The organism is Nostoc sp., from assembly GCF_041747015.1.
In the GTDB taxonomy this organism is placed as follows: Bacteria; Cyanobacteriota; Cyanobacteriia; order Cyanobacteriales; family Nostocaceae; genus Nostoc.
On sequence record NZ_JBGTFY010000033.1, the window covers coordinates 25,883 to 42,168 of the forward strand.

The following is a 16,286-nucleotide window of genomic DNA, read 5'->3' on the forward strand; positions in this document are numbered from 1 at the left end:
CAATGACCATTGACTACTTTCGGATTCTATTATCTCTGCGTAATCGGGGATTGACAAATTCATTTAACCCCTCACCAAGTAGTGATAACCCTACTACCATAAATGTCATCATTAAACCAGGGAAAAGCGTAGTCCACCAAATGCCAGTAGGTAAAGCTTCTAGGGCTTGTTTTAAATCATGTCCCCATTCTGGCACCTCTTCGGGAAGTCCTAGCCCCAAAAAGCCCAAACCGCCCAACACTAAAATCGCATCAGCGGCGTTGAGTGTGAATAATACGGGTACACTTTGAATGACGTTAAAAAATAGATATCGAGAAAGCACAACCCAAGTGGAAGCACCCATTGCTTGAGCAGCTTCGATGAATACTTCAGTTTTCACGCTCACGGTGTGGTTGCGAACAACACGGTAATATTGGGGGATGTAAGCAATGCTAATAGCGATCGCTGCATTCAATATCCCACGCCCCACCACAAACGCCAGTGTCACAGACAGCAGTAGTCCCGGTAGGGTGTAGATGCTATCCATAATAAACAGCAACACTTTATCCAATTTACCGCCAAGATAGCCACTCAGCATCCCCAAAGGCACACCGATAATCATACTCAGCGCTGTTGCCAAAATCACCACCAGCAAAGCAGCTTGAGCGCCGAACATTGTCCGGGAGAAGACATCATAACCCAGACGACTAGTACCAAACCAATGTTTAGCTGAGGGTGGCTCGTGAATTGGGTTAGAGAGAAAATCTTTCGGGTTTTGCAGCCATCCCCAAGCCTGGAATATGGGAGCGAAGAATGCCAGGAAGATAAAAAAGAGGGTAATGGCTAACCCGATGAGCATGAGTTTCTGGGAAAGATTGGAAGTTTTGGCAAACTGTAAAAATGTCGGTAGCCGCCGTTTTGTAATGGCCATAAAGCGATCGCTCAGATCAAGCAAGATACGCTGACCATTTTAATTTATTACTTATACCTTCAACTTTACTAGACGGATTTTGGATTAATTTGAACCAAGAGTTAAAAATCTTGACTCCCTACTCTGGAAGCTTTTTTATATTTGGTAATGGCGAACCAAGGACGCTCAGATTGAGGACATGGCCACCAGTAACCAAATAAACAGTTTCGCTAAATGCACCTAGCTGGCGCACTAAAGAACCCAGGCGATCGCGGAACGTTCTCCCAAGGGGATAAGCTGGTACTACACCCCAACCCACTTCTTCAGCTACAAACAGCAGATCAGCAGCAACCAAATCCACCGTCTCTAACAGTTCTACAAGGATGTTTTGCCAGCTAGATTCGTCCTCTTCTAGCAGATTAGCTACCCAAGTTCCTAAAGAATCAACTAAAAGGCAGGTATAGGGTTTGGCATCAGCAAGAGTAGCAGACAGTTCCACAGGTACTAATAGAGTTACCCAATCTTGGGGACGACGTTGTTGGTGTTCTAAAATGCGTTGATGCCACTCTGCGTCATCTGGGTTATCGGTGGCTGTTGCTACGTAAACAACTGCTTTCCCTGACTGCATAGCTAGAGTTTCTGCCCATTCACTTTTACCAGATCGGGCTGGCCCTATTACTAAAATAACTTTACCCAAAGTTGTTTCCTGAGAATCTTAACAATAATAGAACTTACGCAAACAATAGCCAAAACCCTGATTTCAGGTAGGAACAATTGGCGTTGCTGAATCAAGGGATGAAATGTTATCTATTGAAATCTAAAACTCCTTATCCTCTCTGCGTCTCTGCGCGACGCCAGGTGCTTCTCCTTACCGGAGACGCTGCGCGAACAAGTCGGCAGAGCCGCCCAACGCACTGGCTCCTCTGCGTGACATAAATCATCCCGCAAATATGCAACGCCGAACAATTCATGAATTTCCCCGACAGCGTGTAGTTGTGTGTAAGTCCTAAATAAGTAGCTAGTTACAGTGTATCATCGCAGTTTTTACTTCATAAGTAAGATTTTTGGTTTCAAATAACTTTTAAGAGATAAAATTAGCACCAGCATCATTAATGCCACGGCTGGCAAAAGCCAAAAATCCCAACAACCCCATTCTTAATTATTCAAATTGGGGACAGCAAACTTTAGGATGTCTTTATGAACGCAGGCTTAAAACGCATCGAAGCAACTCTACACGATTTAGGAAATCGCGGCACTGCCTCTACCGCCGAAACAGGTGATTCAACCACAACAAAAAGGCCTTTCTCCTTTAGAATCAGCGTCGGAGCTAACGAACCTACAGAAAGTACACAAATTTCATCGGCTGAGGATGAGAAACCAAAGACACAAGGGCAAACAGTTGACTTGGGCGTAGGTACTGAGAGTGATTATCCTTATGAACAAAATTTATTTCCTCACCATGACTCTGTGCAGACCTTTCAAACACAAGAGAATGGTAGCAAAACACCCAGCCTACCTAAGTTGAAAACTCCAAGCTTTAGTAGCCATCGCCACGGCGCCAATCCAGCCTTGGCGATGAATCTATTGGGAGAAATTCAGGAAACTGTCGCCGGTTGGCAAACAGAATTACAAAATATTTTGAAGCAAATTCAGGATATTTACTTAGAAGGACCAATTGTCAATGGCTGGTTAGAATCCAATCCCCAGGAACCAGAACCGGAAGGAACCGCAACCCTGCGCCATGCAGAAGTTGACCGCTTGATGCACTATGTGGAAGAAATTTGCGCGGCTGGTGGTAAAGTATCCTATGAATCATCTATTACTGGCTACCGCCTGTGTGGTGTGGATGATACAGGTAAAGTCTGGTCACGCCCATGTCCAGCCGATCAGGTTCCCAATGTTAGCATGGCGATCGCTCGTTACCAAAAGTTACGTCAACTGTTAGGGCGCAAGCAATCTTTGGAAACCAATCTGAGTCAATTAGCCCAAACTCTTGTAGTTTTACGCAGTCATATTCAACAAACATGAAGTTTTAAAGATTATTTCCGAAAAAACCCGGTTGGTGGGTCGGTAACTTTTGGTTTAAATTAACTCTCAGGAGATGTGAGTTAGATTTGAGATTAAAATCTTAAATCCAAAATTAAATCTATGCCAGACAACCAAATCTCTGCCATTATCTGTACCCACAATCGAGATACCTATTTAGGTGCTGCAATTGATAGTCTTTTAGCCCAGGATTTCGCTGCTAACTTTGAAGTTGTAGTAGTTGATAATGCTTCTAACGATCGCACTCGTGAGGTTGTAGAACAAAGGGCCCACAATCCGCGCCTGAAATATGTCTTTGAACCCACCATCGGTTTATCTGTCGCCCGCAACACGGGTGCCAAAGTAGCTAGTGCTGATATTATTGCTTATCTGGATGATGATGCCGTTGCTAGCAAGGGTTGGCTACAAGTTTTATATTTTGCCTATAATAACTCTAAACTAGCGATCGCTGGTGGCAAAGTCACTCTCCTCTGGCCTGAAGGAATCCAACAACCACGGTGGCTATCTCCGGGGCTAGCGGCAAATCTGGGTGCATACGACTTGGGTGACAGTATCATCTATATAGAGCAACCTGGTTTAACACCCAGAGGTTTAAATTACTCCATCCGCCGCAGTTTCTTAGAAGAAATTGGCGGTTTTGATCCTCATCTCGGTCGAGTTGGGAAAAATCTCTTATCTAATGAAGAGCTGCAAATGACCGAATTTGCCCTACAGCGTGGTTGGCAAGTCGCTTATCTTCCCGAAGCACTAGTCGCTCACAATGTTGCTCCAGAACGCCTCCAACGCTCCTGGTTTTTAAACCGAGGCTGGTGGCAAGGTATCAGTGAGTGCTATCGAGAACAACTTGCTGGTAAAGCTGGTATCGCTCAGTTGCAGCGGGGTGGCGAACGGTTTGTGCGCGGCTTGTATAAAGCATTGCAATATTTCTCTGATCCAGCAGAACGGTTTGACAAACTTGTGTATGCTTATGGTCAGATTGGGTACTTAAATGCTGCTATTCAAGGTCTTTTATCCACATCAAATAAGAAATAATCAACAACATAATTTATACTCGTATGACATCTAAAATTCCAGTTTCCGTACTAATTCCGGCAAAAAACGAACAAGTAAACTTGCCTGCCTGCCTCGCTAGCCTCACCAGAGCAGATGAAATATTTGTAGTAGATTCTCAAAGCACCGACAAGAGTGTTGAAATTTCTAAAAGTCACGGTGTCAACGTCGTGCAATTCAGCTTCAATGGACGCTGGCCCAAAAAGAAAAATTGGTCTTTAGATAATCTACCTTTTCGCAACGAATGGGTGCTAATTGTCGATTGCGATGAGCGCATCCCCCCCGAACTTTGGGAAGAAATTGACCAAGCAATTCAAAACGCTGAATATACAGGTTATTATCTCAACCGCCGCGTATTTTTCTTAGGAAAATGGATTCGTTATGGTGGTAAATATCCCGATTGGAATCTGCGTTTATTTCAACATAAAAAAGGTCGCTACGAAAATTTAAATACTGAGGATATTCCTAATACTGGTGATAACGAAGTTCACGAACACGTGATTTTGCAGGGGAAAGTTGGGTATCTCAAAAATGATATGCTCCACGAAGACTTCCGCGACCTTTACCACTGGTTAGAACGACACAACCGCTATTCCAACTGGGAAGCTAGTGTTTATTTTAATATTCTCACAGGTAAAGGTGATAGCGGTACTATTGGAGCGAATCTATTTGGTGATGCAGTGCAACGCAAGCGCTTTTTGAAAAAAGTGTGGGTACACCTGCCATTTAGACCCATTTTGCGGTTTGTTTTGTTTTATATTATTCAACGTGGTTTTTTGGATGGCAAAGCAGGATATATCTATGCACGCTTGCTGAGTCAATATGAATATCAAATTGGGGTTAAACTTTACGAATTACGCAGCTGTGGTGGTCACTTAAATACTGCAACTATCTCAACGGAGGGAGCAGCTGAGCAAGTGAGCAGGGAAACAGAGGGAAAACTATTGACTATTGACTCTTAACAGAGGCGATTAATCGTGTCTCTACTTTTGACAAATGACAAATGATCAACCTTTTGTAGACTTACGCAAATACGATCAATCTTGGTTTGACCGGGGACGGCCAAGTTGGTATATTTTTTTATGGTGGTTTGTACAAGCGATCGCTTTTCCCCTCACTCCTCAACCGTTAAATATTCTGCGTTGTTCTCTGCTACGACTATTTGGCGCTTGTATCGGCAAAGGTGTATTAATTCGACCCACTGCCCGCTTCACCTACCCTTGGAAAGTCACCATTGGTAACTATAGTTGGATTGGAGATAACGTAGTTTTATACAGCCTCGATCAAATCCGCATCGGTGAACACTGCGTAATTTCGCAAAAAAGTTATCTGTGTACTGGTAGTCATGATATTCAAGACTCGGCTTTTGGGTTAAAAACAGCTAGTATCACTATTGACAATGGCGCATGGGTGGCAGCAGATTGTTTCATTGGTGCAGGAGTAAAAATCGGGGCTAATGCTGTGATTGGCGCTCGTAGTAGCGTTTTTACGGATATGCCTTCTGGGCAAGTTTGTTGGGGAAGCCCCTGTCGTCCGAATACAGTTCGGATAAAACTTGATTCCCCCACAACCCTGGAATTTGAGGAATAAATATACTTAAGTGAAACTAGATTGCTTGTAGAGGCGCACAGCCCAAGGTTCAGAATATTTAAAGAGATTATATCATGTTTAGGTGATTACTTGCAATAAAATCTCTCAATGTAGGTTGGGTTGAACGGGAGTGAAACCCAACATGAACAAGGATAAAATGTTGAGTTTCATTCCTCAAACACCACTTGCTTCTCCCTTGGCGCTAGCTTCTCCCTTTGGGAGAAGGGGAGACGTTGCGCGTAGCTTGCTTCCCCACAGGGGTACAAGTTGGGAAACCGCAAGGGCGCAGTAGCTCCCCAACCTACACCAGTTTTAGTTTTTAGCCTTAACCCAAGCGTGTTGGTTTATATCTTTAATAATGGCAGAGTAGGAACAAACGCCATATAGTTCGCTTTAACAGCAGGGCTATTTCATTCTCATCTAGTCCGCCTCAGAATGAATTCTGAGTCTAATAGCGAAAGTCGTCTAAAGGCGACTGAGACTCATGTTATAGTCCGTTTTAACGGACTTTAGCTATAAGAAAAGGAACTTTAGTTCTGGGCGGTTTATGTCTAGAATGAAATAGCCCTGGCTTTAACAGGCTGGTTTTGTATAATCTCAACCTCCCAGTCTGAAGAATAATTTGCCATCTCATAGCCAACACTCTTAACATCAGCCAACATCAGCTCATCCCTTTGATGCCAAACTGCAAAGATTTTTTCCCTGCCATCATATAGCGTCTCTGGGTCGATTTGATAAACCTCATTTACCCGCTTTAGTTTCAAACCCAGCAAATGCAACAATCGGCTGAGTATTTTTATCGCTGAAACCTGCTCCTTCTCTCCAACTAAATTAATACCAAGCGCTCTTTTAATATGTTTACTATGTCGAAAAGCAACATCTTTCAGCAATATTAAATCTATATCACTCTCGGCAAATTCTCGTTCTGCTTCGATAAATTGAAGCATTCCCAAAGCTCTCATTGCCTCAACTTTCAGCGTATAAGTTTTTAAATCTGGTAGAAAAACTTTCCCTTCACCCCAAGATAATTGTTGATGCCATTCCTGCTCATCTCTAACATGAAAATACTCGCTTTCGTGAGTTAGATAATAGTGAATTAAAAGTTGAGGATAGTATCCTTGGTCATCCTGCAACTTTAACCAAGGAGTAACTTCTACCCCATATTTTTGTCTAATAACATACTTATTAATTCGGTTTCGTTCTTCACTAGTCAAAGATTGTTTAACTAATAGCTGCTCATGTTCTACATAATTCATATCCTTAGCATGAGCTACAGCAGTTGCCATCGTTAATTGATTTTGCTGCCTAATATCTTTAATTTTGCGTTTAATGTCTTTAGCTTTTTGACGGCTTTGCGCCCAATCTTTTTGAACTTGGACAATTTCTAAAATTAACCTTCTGCGAGTTTCTAAATCATCGGTGTCAGTCGCCAGGAAGGCCAGGCGTAAATCTCGAATAATATTATTGTGAACAGCATTACTCCGCATTTGAATTTGATGCCCATCAGCAATCAAACCATCTTGCATCGATTGACGGTAGAGGCGAATAGAAGCATTTACCCTTGCAGACAACTTCGCCCAGGTTCGCAAATGAATTGGGTCATGAACTAAAGGCAAATCTACATCTATTTTATGTAAGGGACTAAGCAAAGCTAAGTTTTCTTTTTGATTTTCTTGATACCAATTAGATAGCAAGCGATAATTTGTACTACCACTACCAATTAAACCAATACCTCGTTTAGCACACCAGACAACACGCGGCACATCATCTCGCACCCTCGCTAATGCTTGTCGTGCTTCCGAGTCAGGAATTACCCCTTGAAAAATGCCGTAAACTCGGTCGAAATGTTGGACATCAATACTAATTCCTGTACCAAGGCTAGGGGTAACAAAAACGCCGTCATATTCAGATATTTTTTGATTGATAGCTGCAATAAAATCAACCGCAGCATGGCCAGGTGTATTTGTAGTGTGGCTACTAACTACCAAGGTTTTAGGAAATTGTCGTCGTAATTTTTGTAGCCGTTCTTTCAGATAACGTTCAACTGTTTCACAACTATAACGCCCAGCGCGACTATCAGTAGTAACATAACATTTACGTCCAGCAAGTAAATCCAATTCTAGTTGGTGAATTAGCGGCGTTGGGTTCGGCGAATCATAAAAAGTAACGTCCCAACCTTGCTGAGGTTTCCACTGGTTAAGAACTACCCAAGGTGTTAATTTAATTCCCGCTAATCCCTGTAAATATTCTAGTGAAACATCTGATAAATCAGCATCTTGGGCAATTATTAACCCTCCAGTTGTTAAAACTGTGGAAATTAGTTGCTGAAATAACTTTAATATTTTTACCCGCTTATGTTTACAAGTACTACTGTTTAATAAATGCCACAAAGATTGCTCTACTTCATCCAAAATTATTATTGCCCCGTGCCAATTTTCAGGGTTAAGCTTCCAAATTGAATCAACGCACAAACCAAATGATTTATTAATTGGTAGTTGGTAATTACTAAGAAGTAATCCAGATTCTTTTTCCATGCCCCATTTAATTCCAATTTTCTCACACAAAAATCGTCCCAGTAAAATTCTGTGAGTAATTAATAAAACAGGTTGATTTCGGCTTTTGGCCTGCTGAACAACGGCTTGTAGTGCTGTAGTTTTACCCGTTCCTTTAGCCGACTTGACTCCTACTAATCCAGAGGTAGGATAAGGTATTTCACCTATATAAGGACGATTGAAGGTTAGTGCAGCCGGAATGGTTAACTCTGTATGGGGTTTAGTTTGAGCAAGATAAATCTCTAAATCAACGCTTTGGCGATAAACTTTATCGAAACTAGTTGCACCTTTAGCAACGATAAACTCATCAACTCCTTTTTCTATTCCTGGAAGTTCAATGACTTTAACAGGGCAATTTTTTTGCTGGAATAAACAACCAAGTTGAGAAATGGCATTATTTATCGCAGCAATTTTCTTAGGTTGAGTTTCAAAATCAAAACAAATATAAAAGCTGCGCTTTGTAATCGCAAAGGCTGCTAAATCTGGAATCAGCTGACGACGGGTAACTTTACCAAATTCATCTTTGACAACTCGATAACCACTAGTAATTCCGGGAATAGCAATAGCTGCATATCCTTGTGTCAATAGCGTCGCTGCTTTCTTGACACCCTCGCAGATGACGAGAGGGATATTCTGTTCCATCACCCATTGCCAAAAGCCTGCAACTTCACCATCGAGGGTAAGGCTAATATTATCAGGCATAGTTAGATTGTAACGTGCAGCAACTTGCTGCCATATTTGCAGCGTTACCCGCAAACAAAACACCCGTGTTGGCGTACTAGGGGGATGCTCGTATTTGATGGATTTGCCATTGTTATTTTGTCGGGGTTCATTTGGCTTAAAGCATCCCCATTCCATCATTTGCCAATTGTTCAAAGGGTCTAACCCTGAACACCACCAACCACCTTCAGTGATATGAGCATAACGCTGCAATAAACTACTTTTCACCATTCCGGTATTAGTGCGAGGAAGCAGTTCAGAAATCAACAGGTACTCATAGGCGGTTACACCTTGGAGCGACCGAAAGTTGAGTTGCACTAAGTGTAAGTCTATACCACTACTCTTGACTAATTCTTCAAGGTGTTGGGGGTGTAAATAGTGCAGATGCATAGGGAAAGCCGCGAAGAAAAGACGATGAGATTAAAACAGTAACACGCATCTGCTTTTTCCCTATACGAGAGATTACGAGGCTTTAATGATGCTTTTTTTACTTCGTTGTAGTAGACACATCGGTTAAGACTCTAGTGGCTTATTCTGCCTATTAGCTCGCTGAAGTAATAGTTTTGTATTGTGATATTTGTTCGGTATTAATTTTTATTTAACAGTAAATTTACTTGTTAAGGAATGCGATCGCATTCCTTAGTTGTTACAGGCATCACTAGCGGTACAATTGTACCAGCACTACCTTTTCGGTGATGATCCCCTTTAAAAAATCTAATCGCTTTTATAAAGCCCGTAGATGGTGATTTCGCACACGTTCGGCGCTACCAGTAGGAATGGCAGCAATTAATTTTTGGGTGTATTCCTCTTGAGGATTTTGGTAAATGCTTTCGGCTGTTCCTTGTTCGACAATTTGACCGCGATTCATGACTAAAATGCGATCGCTCATAAATTTCACTACACTTAAATCATGAGAAATAAAAATATAAGTAAGCTGAAAATCTGACTGTAATTCTTTCAGCAGATTTAATACCTGCGCCTGTACTGAAACATCCAGTGCTGAAACTGACTCATCGCAAATGATAAACTTAGGATTTAACGCCAAAGAACGGGCAATACAAATCCGTTGGCGCTGACCGCCAGAAAACTGATGAGGATAGCGGTTAATTGCATCTGCATTCAACCCTACCCGTTCTAAGAGTTCGGCTACTCGTTGGCGTCGTTGTTGCTTTGTCTTACCAACGGCGTGAATTAACAACGGTTCCATCACTGCGTCCCCAACCTTCATGCGGGGGTCGAGGGAACTAAAAGGATTTTGGAAAACTATTTGCATTTCTCGTCGCAGTTTTTGCAACGCTTCTCCTTTGAGGCTAGTAATATCTTGTTTCTCAAAGATAATCTGACCACTCATCGGTTCAATTAATCGCAGCAAGGTTCTGCCGAGGGTGGTCTTACCGCAACCAGACTCTCCAACTAATCCTAGTGTTTCTCCTGGTTTAACATCAAAGGAAACGTCATTAACTGCCATATTGTAGCGTTTTGTACCGCCAAATACACCGCGCACCGGAAAACCAACTTTCAGGTTGCAGATTTGCAGCAGGGGTTCCTGCTCATTGAAGTTTGCCAATCTGGCAGCAATCTCTTCGGTGGTGATTTCTATGGGTTGTGGGGGTTCTTTCGCCTGAATTACTAGTTGTCCCGTTGCTGTTTCTTCTGCACTCATGTAGTCGGAAACGGTGAGTAATTTTTGGGGACGGCGGTCTAGTGAGGGACGGCAGGCGATCAAACCTTTAGTATATGGATGCTGGGGACTGCTGAAAATTTGGTCAGAAGCACCAGACTCCACAACTTTACCTCTATACATTACCGCTACTTCGTCAGCAATTTCCGAAATTAGCCCCAAGTCGTGAGTGATGAAAATCATTGCCATGTCACGGTTTTGCTGCAATTCTCGGATTAACTCCAAAATTGTCGCTTGCACCGTCACATCCAAGGCTGTGGTTGGTTCATCGGCAATTAAGATTAATGGGTTGCAAGAAATTGCCATTGCAATCATTACCCGTTGCAACTGACCCCCAGAAAGTTGATGAGGGTAGCGTTCCAGCATGGCTTGTTTGTGTTCTTTGACCAACTGTGGTAACTTTGATGGATCTAGTTTCGATGAAGTTTCGGTATACTGCTGTTGTATCTCCTCATCGCTAGGTAGAAGTTTTACCTCTTGTAAACCTGCGATCGCAATTTGTTTTGCTTGGGCTGCTGACACATTTTGATGCCGCATAATCGCTTCTGTTAGCTGAAACCCAATGTTATAAACGGGATTAAGCGAACTCATCGGTTCTTGAAAAATCATGGCGATGTCGCCGCCTCGGTGTAGCTGCATTTGCTCAGGAGGCAATTTCACCAAATTGATGGAGTTGGCATTCTCCTGAGGACGAAACCAGATTTCACCGCCAGTAACTATACCGGGAGTCTGCAACAGACCCATTACAGCCAGGGCTGTGACTGATTTCCCACTCCCGGACTCTCCTACTATTCCTAGAGTTTCACCCCGATGCAGCGCAAAGGAAATACCATCCAAAGCTCTGACAGTGTTGCCATCACTGGGAAATTCAACTTGGAGATTGCGAACCTCTAGGACAGTTTCTCTCATAGGAGTTTAGTATGAATATTAACTTAAAATTATTTGGATTTTAACAATAGTTTTGATGTATATGTCGGTAAATTTGGTTTTTACACTCCTTGGCAGTTTTTCTGACATCGCATACTTCCACAATATACACGCATTTGCGATATAGAACTGCTTGTGATTTCGGGAAATTGCGATCAGTTCATGGTATACTCTTTTTTCAGAATTCCAGTCTTTACATAACAGCATTAACCACAGAAAATTGGCACCACGCAATGAGGTTGGTGGTGTTTATGTTGTAAATGCCACTGACTTAGTTAATACTTTGTTATATTTAGATAAATAACAGATATTCTCTGTAAAATCACTTAAGTATCACTTATGGATATGGAGTTAGATCAAAGTGAGCGATAAATTTACTCACGGTTATGCACTATTAATTGGTGTAGGAGAATCTAAATATAGTAAGCTTTCGCTGCCAGTAACAGTAAAAGATACTCAAGCAATTTATGCTGCTTTAATTGACCCGCAACTATGTGCCTATAACGATGATAAAGATCATATTCGGGTGCTGAATAATCAAGAAGCAAATAAAGCCGTTGTTCTAGATGGATTAAATTGGTTAAAAGAAAAATCAGCCGCAGACCCTAATGCAACCATATTTGTTTATTATTCAGGGCATGGCTGGATAGATAAAAATACGCAAAATTATTATTTACTACAACATGATATTAAGCCAACTAAACTTGCTAGTTCCGCTCTGGCGGCAGAAACTTTCACGGATGCATTACGACAAATAAAAGCAGAACGTTTATTAGTTGTGATTGATAGTTGTCATGCAGCAGGAATGGCAACTTCTAAAGAGGCTGATTTGGAATTAGAAGAAGAATTTGAAGATTTTATTCGAGTAGCTCCCTCTAAAAGTTTGATTGATGATTTTAAACAAGGCAAAGGTAGAGTAGTTTTTACTTCCTCTGAAGGAGAACAACAATCTTGGATAAAAGATGAATCAAGCAGCATCTATACTTATCACTTTCTCGAAGCTTTGCAAGGTGCTGGCAATCAGCCTGGTGATACAGAAGTTCGGGTTTCTAATTTAATGAATTATTTGGGTAAAACTGTGTCTGAAAGTGCGCGTAAGTTGTACAATGCAGAACAAATTCCGCATTTTGATATGGATGCAGGGGATTTTGTAATTGCTAAACTTCAGGGTGGTAAAGGTTTACCTGATAAGGGATGGGATGAAGTTAAGCCCCAAGCTAGACAAAATATTAATAAAATTGCCGAGACGATAAACCAGTATGGAAAGTTTATCACGAATATTAATGAAGCTCGTAATATGCATATTGGTGACGTGTACAACAAATAACTGCTGCGTAAAATATATATTTGGCGTAATTTTCATTAGTATCCCAGTTAGTTAGTAATAATACATAGAAAACTAAAACTAGTAAGGCAATCTGGAGGTAATTTTGAACGCAACTAGCAAGGTAGATGCAATTCTCAATGCGTGGTTCGATTACATTGCTTTAGATGATTACAGTAACGCTAGGATTGAAGCAGCTAATCAGGATACGGTAAAAGAGCGTGGTGTCAAGCTAGTGAGCAACCATGTATTGATTGAGTCAACCATTTTTTTAGAACTGCAACAAAAAGTTGCCAAAGTCCAACAAGGTCAACAGGAAACTGTGTGGGCATTATCTTTTCCCCAATTTATTGATGTAGACAAGGGAAAATATTTTTTCTGTCCTCTGTTTAGTTTGGATGTTACATCCATTCTCAAAGGAGAGTACCGAGAAGCAGGATGGAGTCTTGACGAGTTAAAACTGATGGAAGCGGGAGATAACCTAGCCACCTTCCTTGGATTGGATGATGAACAACGTGAGCAGTTGATTACCCAAGATGGACTGCGACGGTTTCTCGAAACTACATTTGGGCAAGAATTTCAGACCTATGATGAGTGGATGCAACACGTTACCATACCTCGTCGCTACCAAATTCAACGCCAGCCATACTTGTTTGCGTTTACAGGAGCAATATATTCTAGGAATCTCAAGCAAGATTTGAAAGAAATCAAGTCAGGCTCCAAAAATTGGTTAAAACCAAGACATCCGGCTTATGAATATTTGTTCGGTTTGCCTCAACTTCCAGAACACGAAGTTACTTACATGGGTGCTTTTCCAACTCACGCACCGACTAAATCGCAATCAACAGCACTGAAACACGCTCAAACCGAACCGATGACAGCTGTCCAAGGTCCACCAGGTTCCGGGAAAACTACTCTTATCCTTCATCTCATCGCTCAACAGGTAGTCCAACGCGCACTCGGTCTAATTGAAACTGACCAAGACATTAATAACTTAACTGTTATTAGTAGTACCAATAACAAAGCAGTTGAAAATGTCATTGACAAGTTAGATGATTGGTTAAAAGATGAATCTTTAGAACATGATTTTCTCTATCTCAAAGGAGGAAGTAAAGTTAATATACAATCTGCTGGTGGTGCTTTAGAACATTTACAGCAAGCACTGGACTATTTACAACAGAATAGTTTTAATAAAAGCCGTTTTAATACTCTAACACAGCAAATAAAACAGATAAAAAATGAGTTAGAGGCTGAAGAATCGAACTTTTTAGAAAAACGTCATCAAAGAACTTTAGATGAAGAACGACTTACTCAAATTTTAGAAAAAATACAAACACTTCAACAGTATTTAGAAGAAATATTAGCCGCCAGAACGACCTTTCAGAGACGAGCCGCACAATTATCCGACTATAAAAAACTTCCAGTAGAAGCTTATAGACAACTTGAAGTTCTACTAAATACTGCTAAAATGCGACTTCCTGAAGGAAGAATCTCTTGGTGGAAGAAGATATTACTTTGGTTTTCTGGCAGAACAGAAAGACAGATTTTGACAAGAACGGCTGAAGTCTGTCAATCGGCAATTTCAAACACTGTTAATACTATCTTTCCTATCAAAGTTCCCGAAACTCGGAATGATTTAATTCAACAATTATGGTTAGTTAATGAACGGCTAGCAAAAGCGGATGAGCTAAACACTGTACAAGGAAGATTACAAGAAATTTCTGGAGATATCATAACTACAGAGCAACAAAAAGATGAAGCGAGTAGAGAGCAAACGTCTTTAGAAAATCGATTGGCTACTCAACTGGAAGATTTTTATGATTACTTTCATCAAAATTTTCATCAGCAGCAGAAGGAGCTATTTAAGTTATCGCAGAAATTGCTTACTCAACAAGCACTCTCCTATAAAGACCGTGTGAAACCTTCTTTGGAACTGTATTCAAATGTTCTTTCTGGAAATTGGAAAGATAAAAATAAGATGGTAGAAAATCTCAACGAGCATATTAAAAATGTGAGTTTATTTTTTCCAGTCATTACTGGTACATTGCTTTCCATCAGAAATATACTTCCTTGGGTTAAGGAATGTGTTGACCGTACAATTATAGATGAAGCGGGAATGATTCCTTTGCATCAAACATTTCCGTTATTGGTGCGATCGCGCAAAGCTATTATTGTAGGTGATCCTCTACAAATAGAGCCTGTAATCACCCTCAGCAACCAAAGACGCGATGATTATTGCCAAACAGCTTTTCTTGACAGAGGATTAACCGAAATTGATTACCATTGTTACAGTCCAGAGGAAGAACATAGCGCTACTAGCTATCATCGCGCTGCTGGAGCAACTGGAGAAGACAATGATAAAGGTCAAGGGATTTGTTTGATTGAGCATTACCGTTGTCAACCTAGCATTATTGAATATTGCAATGCTATTGCTAACTATGGATTAGAAGTAAAAACAGAACCAGTTACTTCTTTATTAAATTCCCACTTAGTTGCTTATCATGTTGAGGGAAATATTAGCAATAATGTTAATAAAGAAGAAATTTTTGCTGTGAGTGATGTAATCCAGCACTTGCAAAAGCAAGGTTACTCATTACAAGATATCGGCGTTATTTCTCCTTTTAATGCTCATGCTAGCGGATTGAGAGAGCATCTAACTCAAAAATTCTCTGGATTAGATACAAAATCTGTTGGCACAATTCACACTTTCCAAGGTTCTGAGAAAAAGGTGATTATCTTATCTACAAAAGTGTGCGGAAGACAAGATAATGTTAACTGGCTTAATAAGCGCCCAAACCTGCTTAATGTTGCAGTATCCAGAGCAAAAGAACTATTTATTTTAGTTGGTAATCTTCACAGATTACAAAAAGGCAAGCTTACTCGTGAGCTTGTTGAACACATTGGGGAGTATGGAGATATTTTAGATTACAAATCTGAAGCTGAAATACCACAGCCTCAGCCTGGAGCAACTCTAGTTTATGATTGTGACCATTTAAAGGTTTTTAGAGATGCTATTGAGCAAGCTGAAGAAGAATTGGCAATTGTCACACCTTGGATTCGTGATAATGAATCCAAACGGTTTGTGAATGATATTGTTTTAGCTTTGGAAAAAGGAGTTAAGGTTAGATTAATCTATGGTAATAAAGGTAGTGAAGAGAATGATGGTAACGACGCTCAAATTGAAAAAGATTTAGAGAAATTGTTTTCTAAATATCGAGGTTCATCTTTAACTTGTCTAGGTAAAAAAATACATATAGAAAGTAGAGGAACAAATGAAAAAATATTGCTTTGTGACACTAAATTTGCTGTATTAGGAAGCTGGAATTGGCTTTCTCATCCTTACAGAAAGCAGTGTAGCAGATCATCAATAAATTCTAAGGTTCAAATCCGCCGAGAGACAAGCATACAAGTTTCTGATTCATTGTCTATTGAGGAGATAAAAACGAGAATTTTCCAATTAATTACACAATAATTCGAGAATTAGTTTAGAGTGTGTTATGGCTTTAA

The 16,286-nt window shown here is 40.8% G+C and carries 11 protein-coding genes; 7 read left to right on the forward strand and 4 right to left on the reverse strand.

Annotated elements, in window-relative coordinates:
- Positions 1-13: 13 nt before the first annotated feature.
- Both ACEW80_RS02790 and cobU read right to left on the reverse strand, forming a co-directional pair.
- Positions 14-910 (reverse strand): ABC transporter permease, encoded by an 897-nt coding sequence (locus ACEW80_RS02790; RefSeq protein ID WP_373525132.1) that lies wholly within the window; start codon positions 908-910, stop codon positions 14-16.
- Between the two features lie 118 nt (positions 911-1,028).
- Positions 1,029-1,586 carry a bifunctional adenosylcobinamide kinase/adenosylcobinamide-phosphate guanylyltransferase gene (cobU, locus tag ACEW80_RS02795; protein ID WP_373525133.1) on the reverse strand — a complete coding sequence of 186 codons (558 nt, stop codon included), beginning with the start codon at positions 1,584-1,586 and terminating at the stop codon, positions 1,029-1,031.
- Between the two features lie 500 nt (positions 1,587-2,086).
- On the opposite strand from cobU, the gene ACEW80_RS02800 reads away from it, so the two are divergent.
- From ACEW80_RS02800 to ACEW80_RS02820, 5 genes are all read left to right on the forward strand, one after another.
- Positions 2,087-2,917 carry a hypothetical protein gene (locus tag ACEW80_RS02800; RefSeq protein WP_373525134.1) on the forward strand — a complete coding sequence of 277 codons (831 nt, stop codon included), beginning with the start codon at positions 2,087-2,089 and terminating at the stop codon, positions 2,915-2,917.
- A 120-nt stretch (positions 2,918-3,037) separates the two neighbouring features.
- Positions 3,038-3,967 carry a glycosyltransferase family 2 protein gene (locus ACEW80_RS02805; protein WP_373525135.1) on the forward strand — a complete coding sequence of 310 codons (930 nt, stop codon included), beginning with the start codon at positions 3,038-3,040 and terminating at the stop codon, positions 3,965-3,967.
- A gap of 23 nt (positions 3,968-3,990) precedes the next feature.
- Entirely contained in the window at positions 3,991-4,947 is a 957-nt protein-coding gene (locus ACEW80_RS02810; protein ID WP_373525136.1) for a glycosyltransferase family 2 protein, read from the forward strand.
- Between the two features lie 34 nt (positions 4,948-4,981).
- Positions 4,982-5,575 (forward strand): hormogonium polysaccharide biosynthesis acetyltransferase HpsU, encoded by a 594-nt coding sequence (hpsU, locus tag ACEW80_RS02815; protein WP_373525137.1) that lies wholly within the window; start codon positions 4,982-4,984, stop codon positions 5,573-5,575.
- 142 nt (positions 5,576-5,717) lie between these two features.
- Positions 5,718-5,867 carry a hypothetical protein gene (locus tag ACEW80_RS02820; RefSeq protein ID WP_373525138.1) on the forward strand — a complete coding sequence of 50 codons (150 nt, stop codon included), beginning with the start codon at positions 5,718-5,720 and terminating at the stop codon, positions 5,865-5,867.
- A 259-nt stretch (positions 5,868-6,126) separates the two neighbouring features.
- On the opposite strand, the gene ACEW80_RS02825 is transcribed toward ACEW80_RS02820, so the two are convergent.
- Together ACEW80_RS02825 and ACEW80_RS02830 are read right to left on the reverse strand one after the other, a co-directional pair.
- The gene (locus ACEW80_RS02825; RefSeq protein ID WP_373525139.1) at positions 6,127-9,237 is read right to left on the reverse strand and encodes a plasmid replication protein, CyRepA1 family; all 3,111 of its coding nucleotides are present in this window, start codon (positions 9,235-9,237) and stop codon (positions 6,127-6,129) included.
- Between the two features lie 334 nt (positions 9,238-9,571).
- The gene (locus ACEW80_RS02830) at positions 9,572-11,437 is read right to left on the reverse strand and encodes an ABC transporter ATP-binding protein (protein WP_373525140.1); all 1,866 of its coding nucleotides are present in this window, start codon (positions 11,435-11,437) and stop codon (positions 9,572-9,574) included.
- Between the two features lie 379 nt (positions 11,438-11,816).
- On the opposite strand from ACEW80_RS02830, the gene ACEW80_RS02835 reads away from it, so the two are divergent.
- Both ACEW80_RS02835 and ACEW80_RS02840 read left to right on the forward strand, forming a co-directional pair.
- Positions 11,817-12,782, forward strand: coding sequence for a caspase domain-containing protein (locus ACEW80_RS02835; RefSeq protein ID WP_373525141.1), 966 nt, complete (start codon positions 11,817-11,819; stop codon positions 12,780-12,782).
- A gap of 103 nt (positions 12,783-12,885) precedes the next feature.
- Positions 12,886-16,251 carry an AAA domain-containing protein gene (locus ACEW80_RS02840; RefSeq protein WP_373525142.1) on the forward strand — a complete coding sequence of 1,122 codons (3,366 nt, stop codon included), beginning with the start codon at positions 12,886-12,888 and terminating at the stop codon, positions 16,249-16,251.
- Positions 16,252-16,286 lie beyond the last annotated feature (35 nt).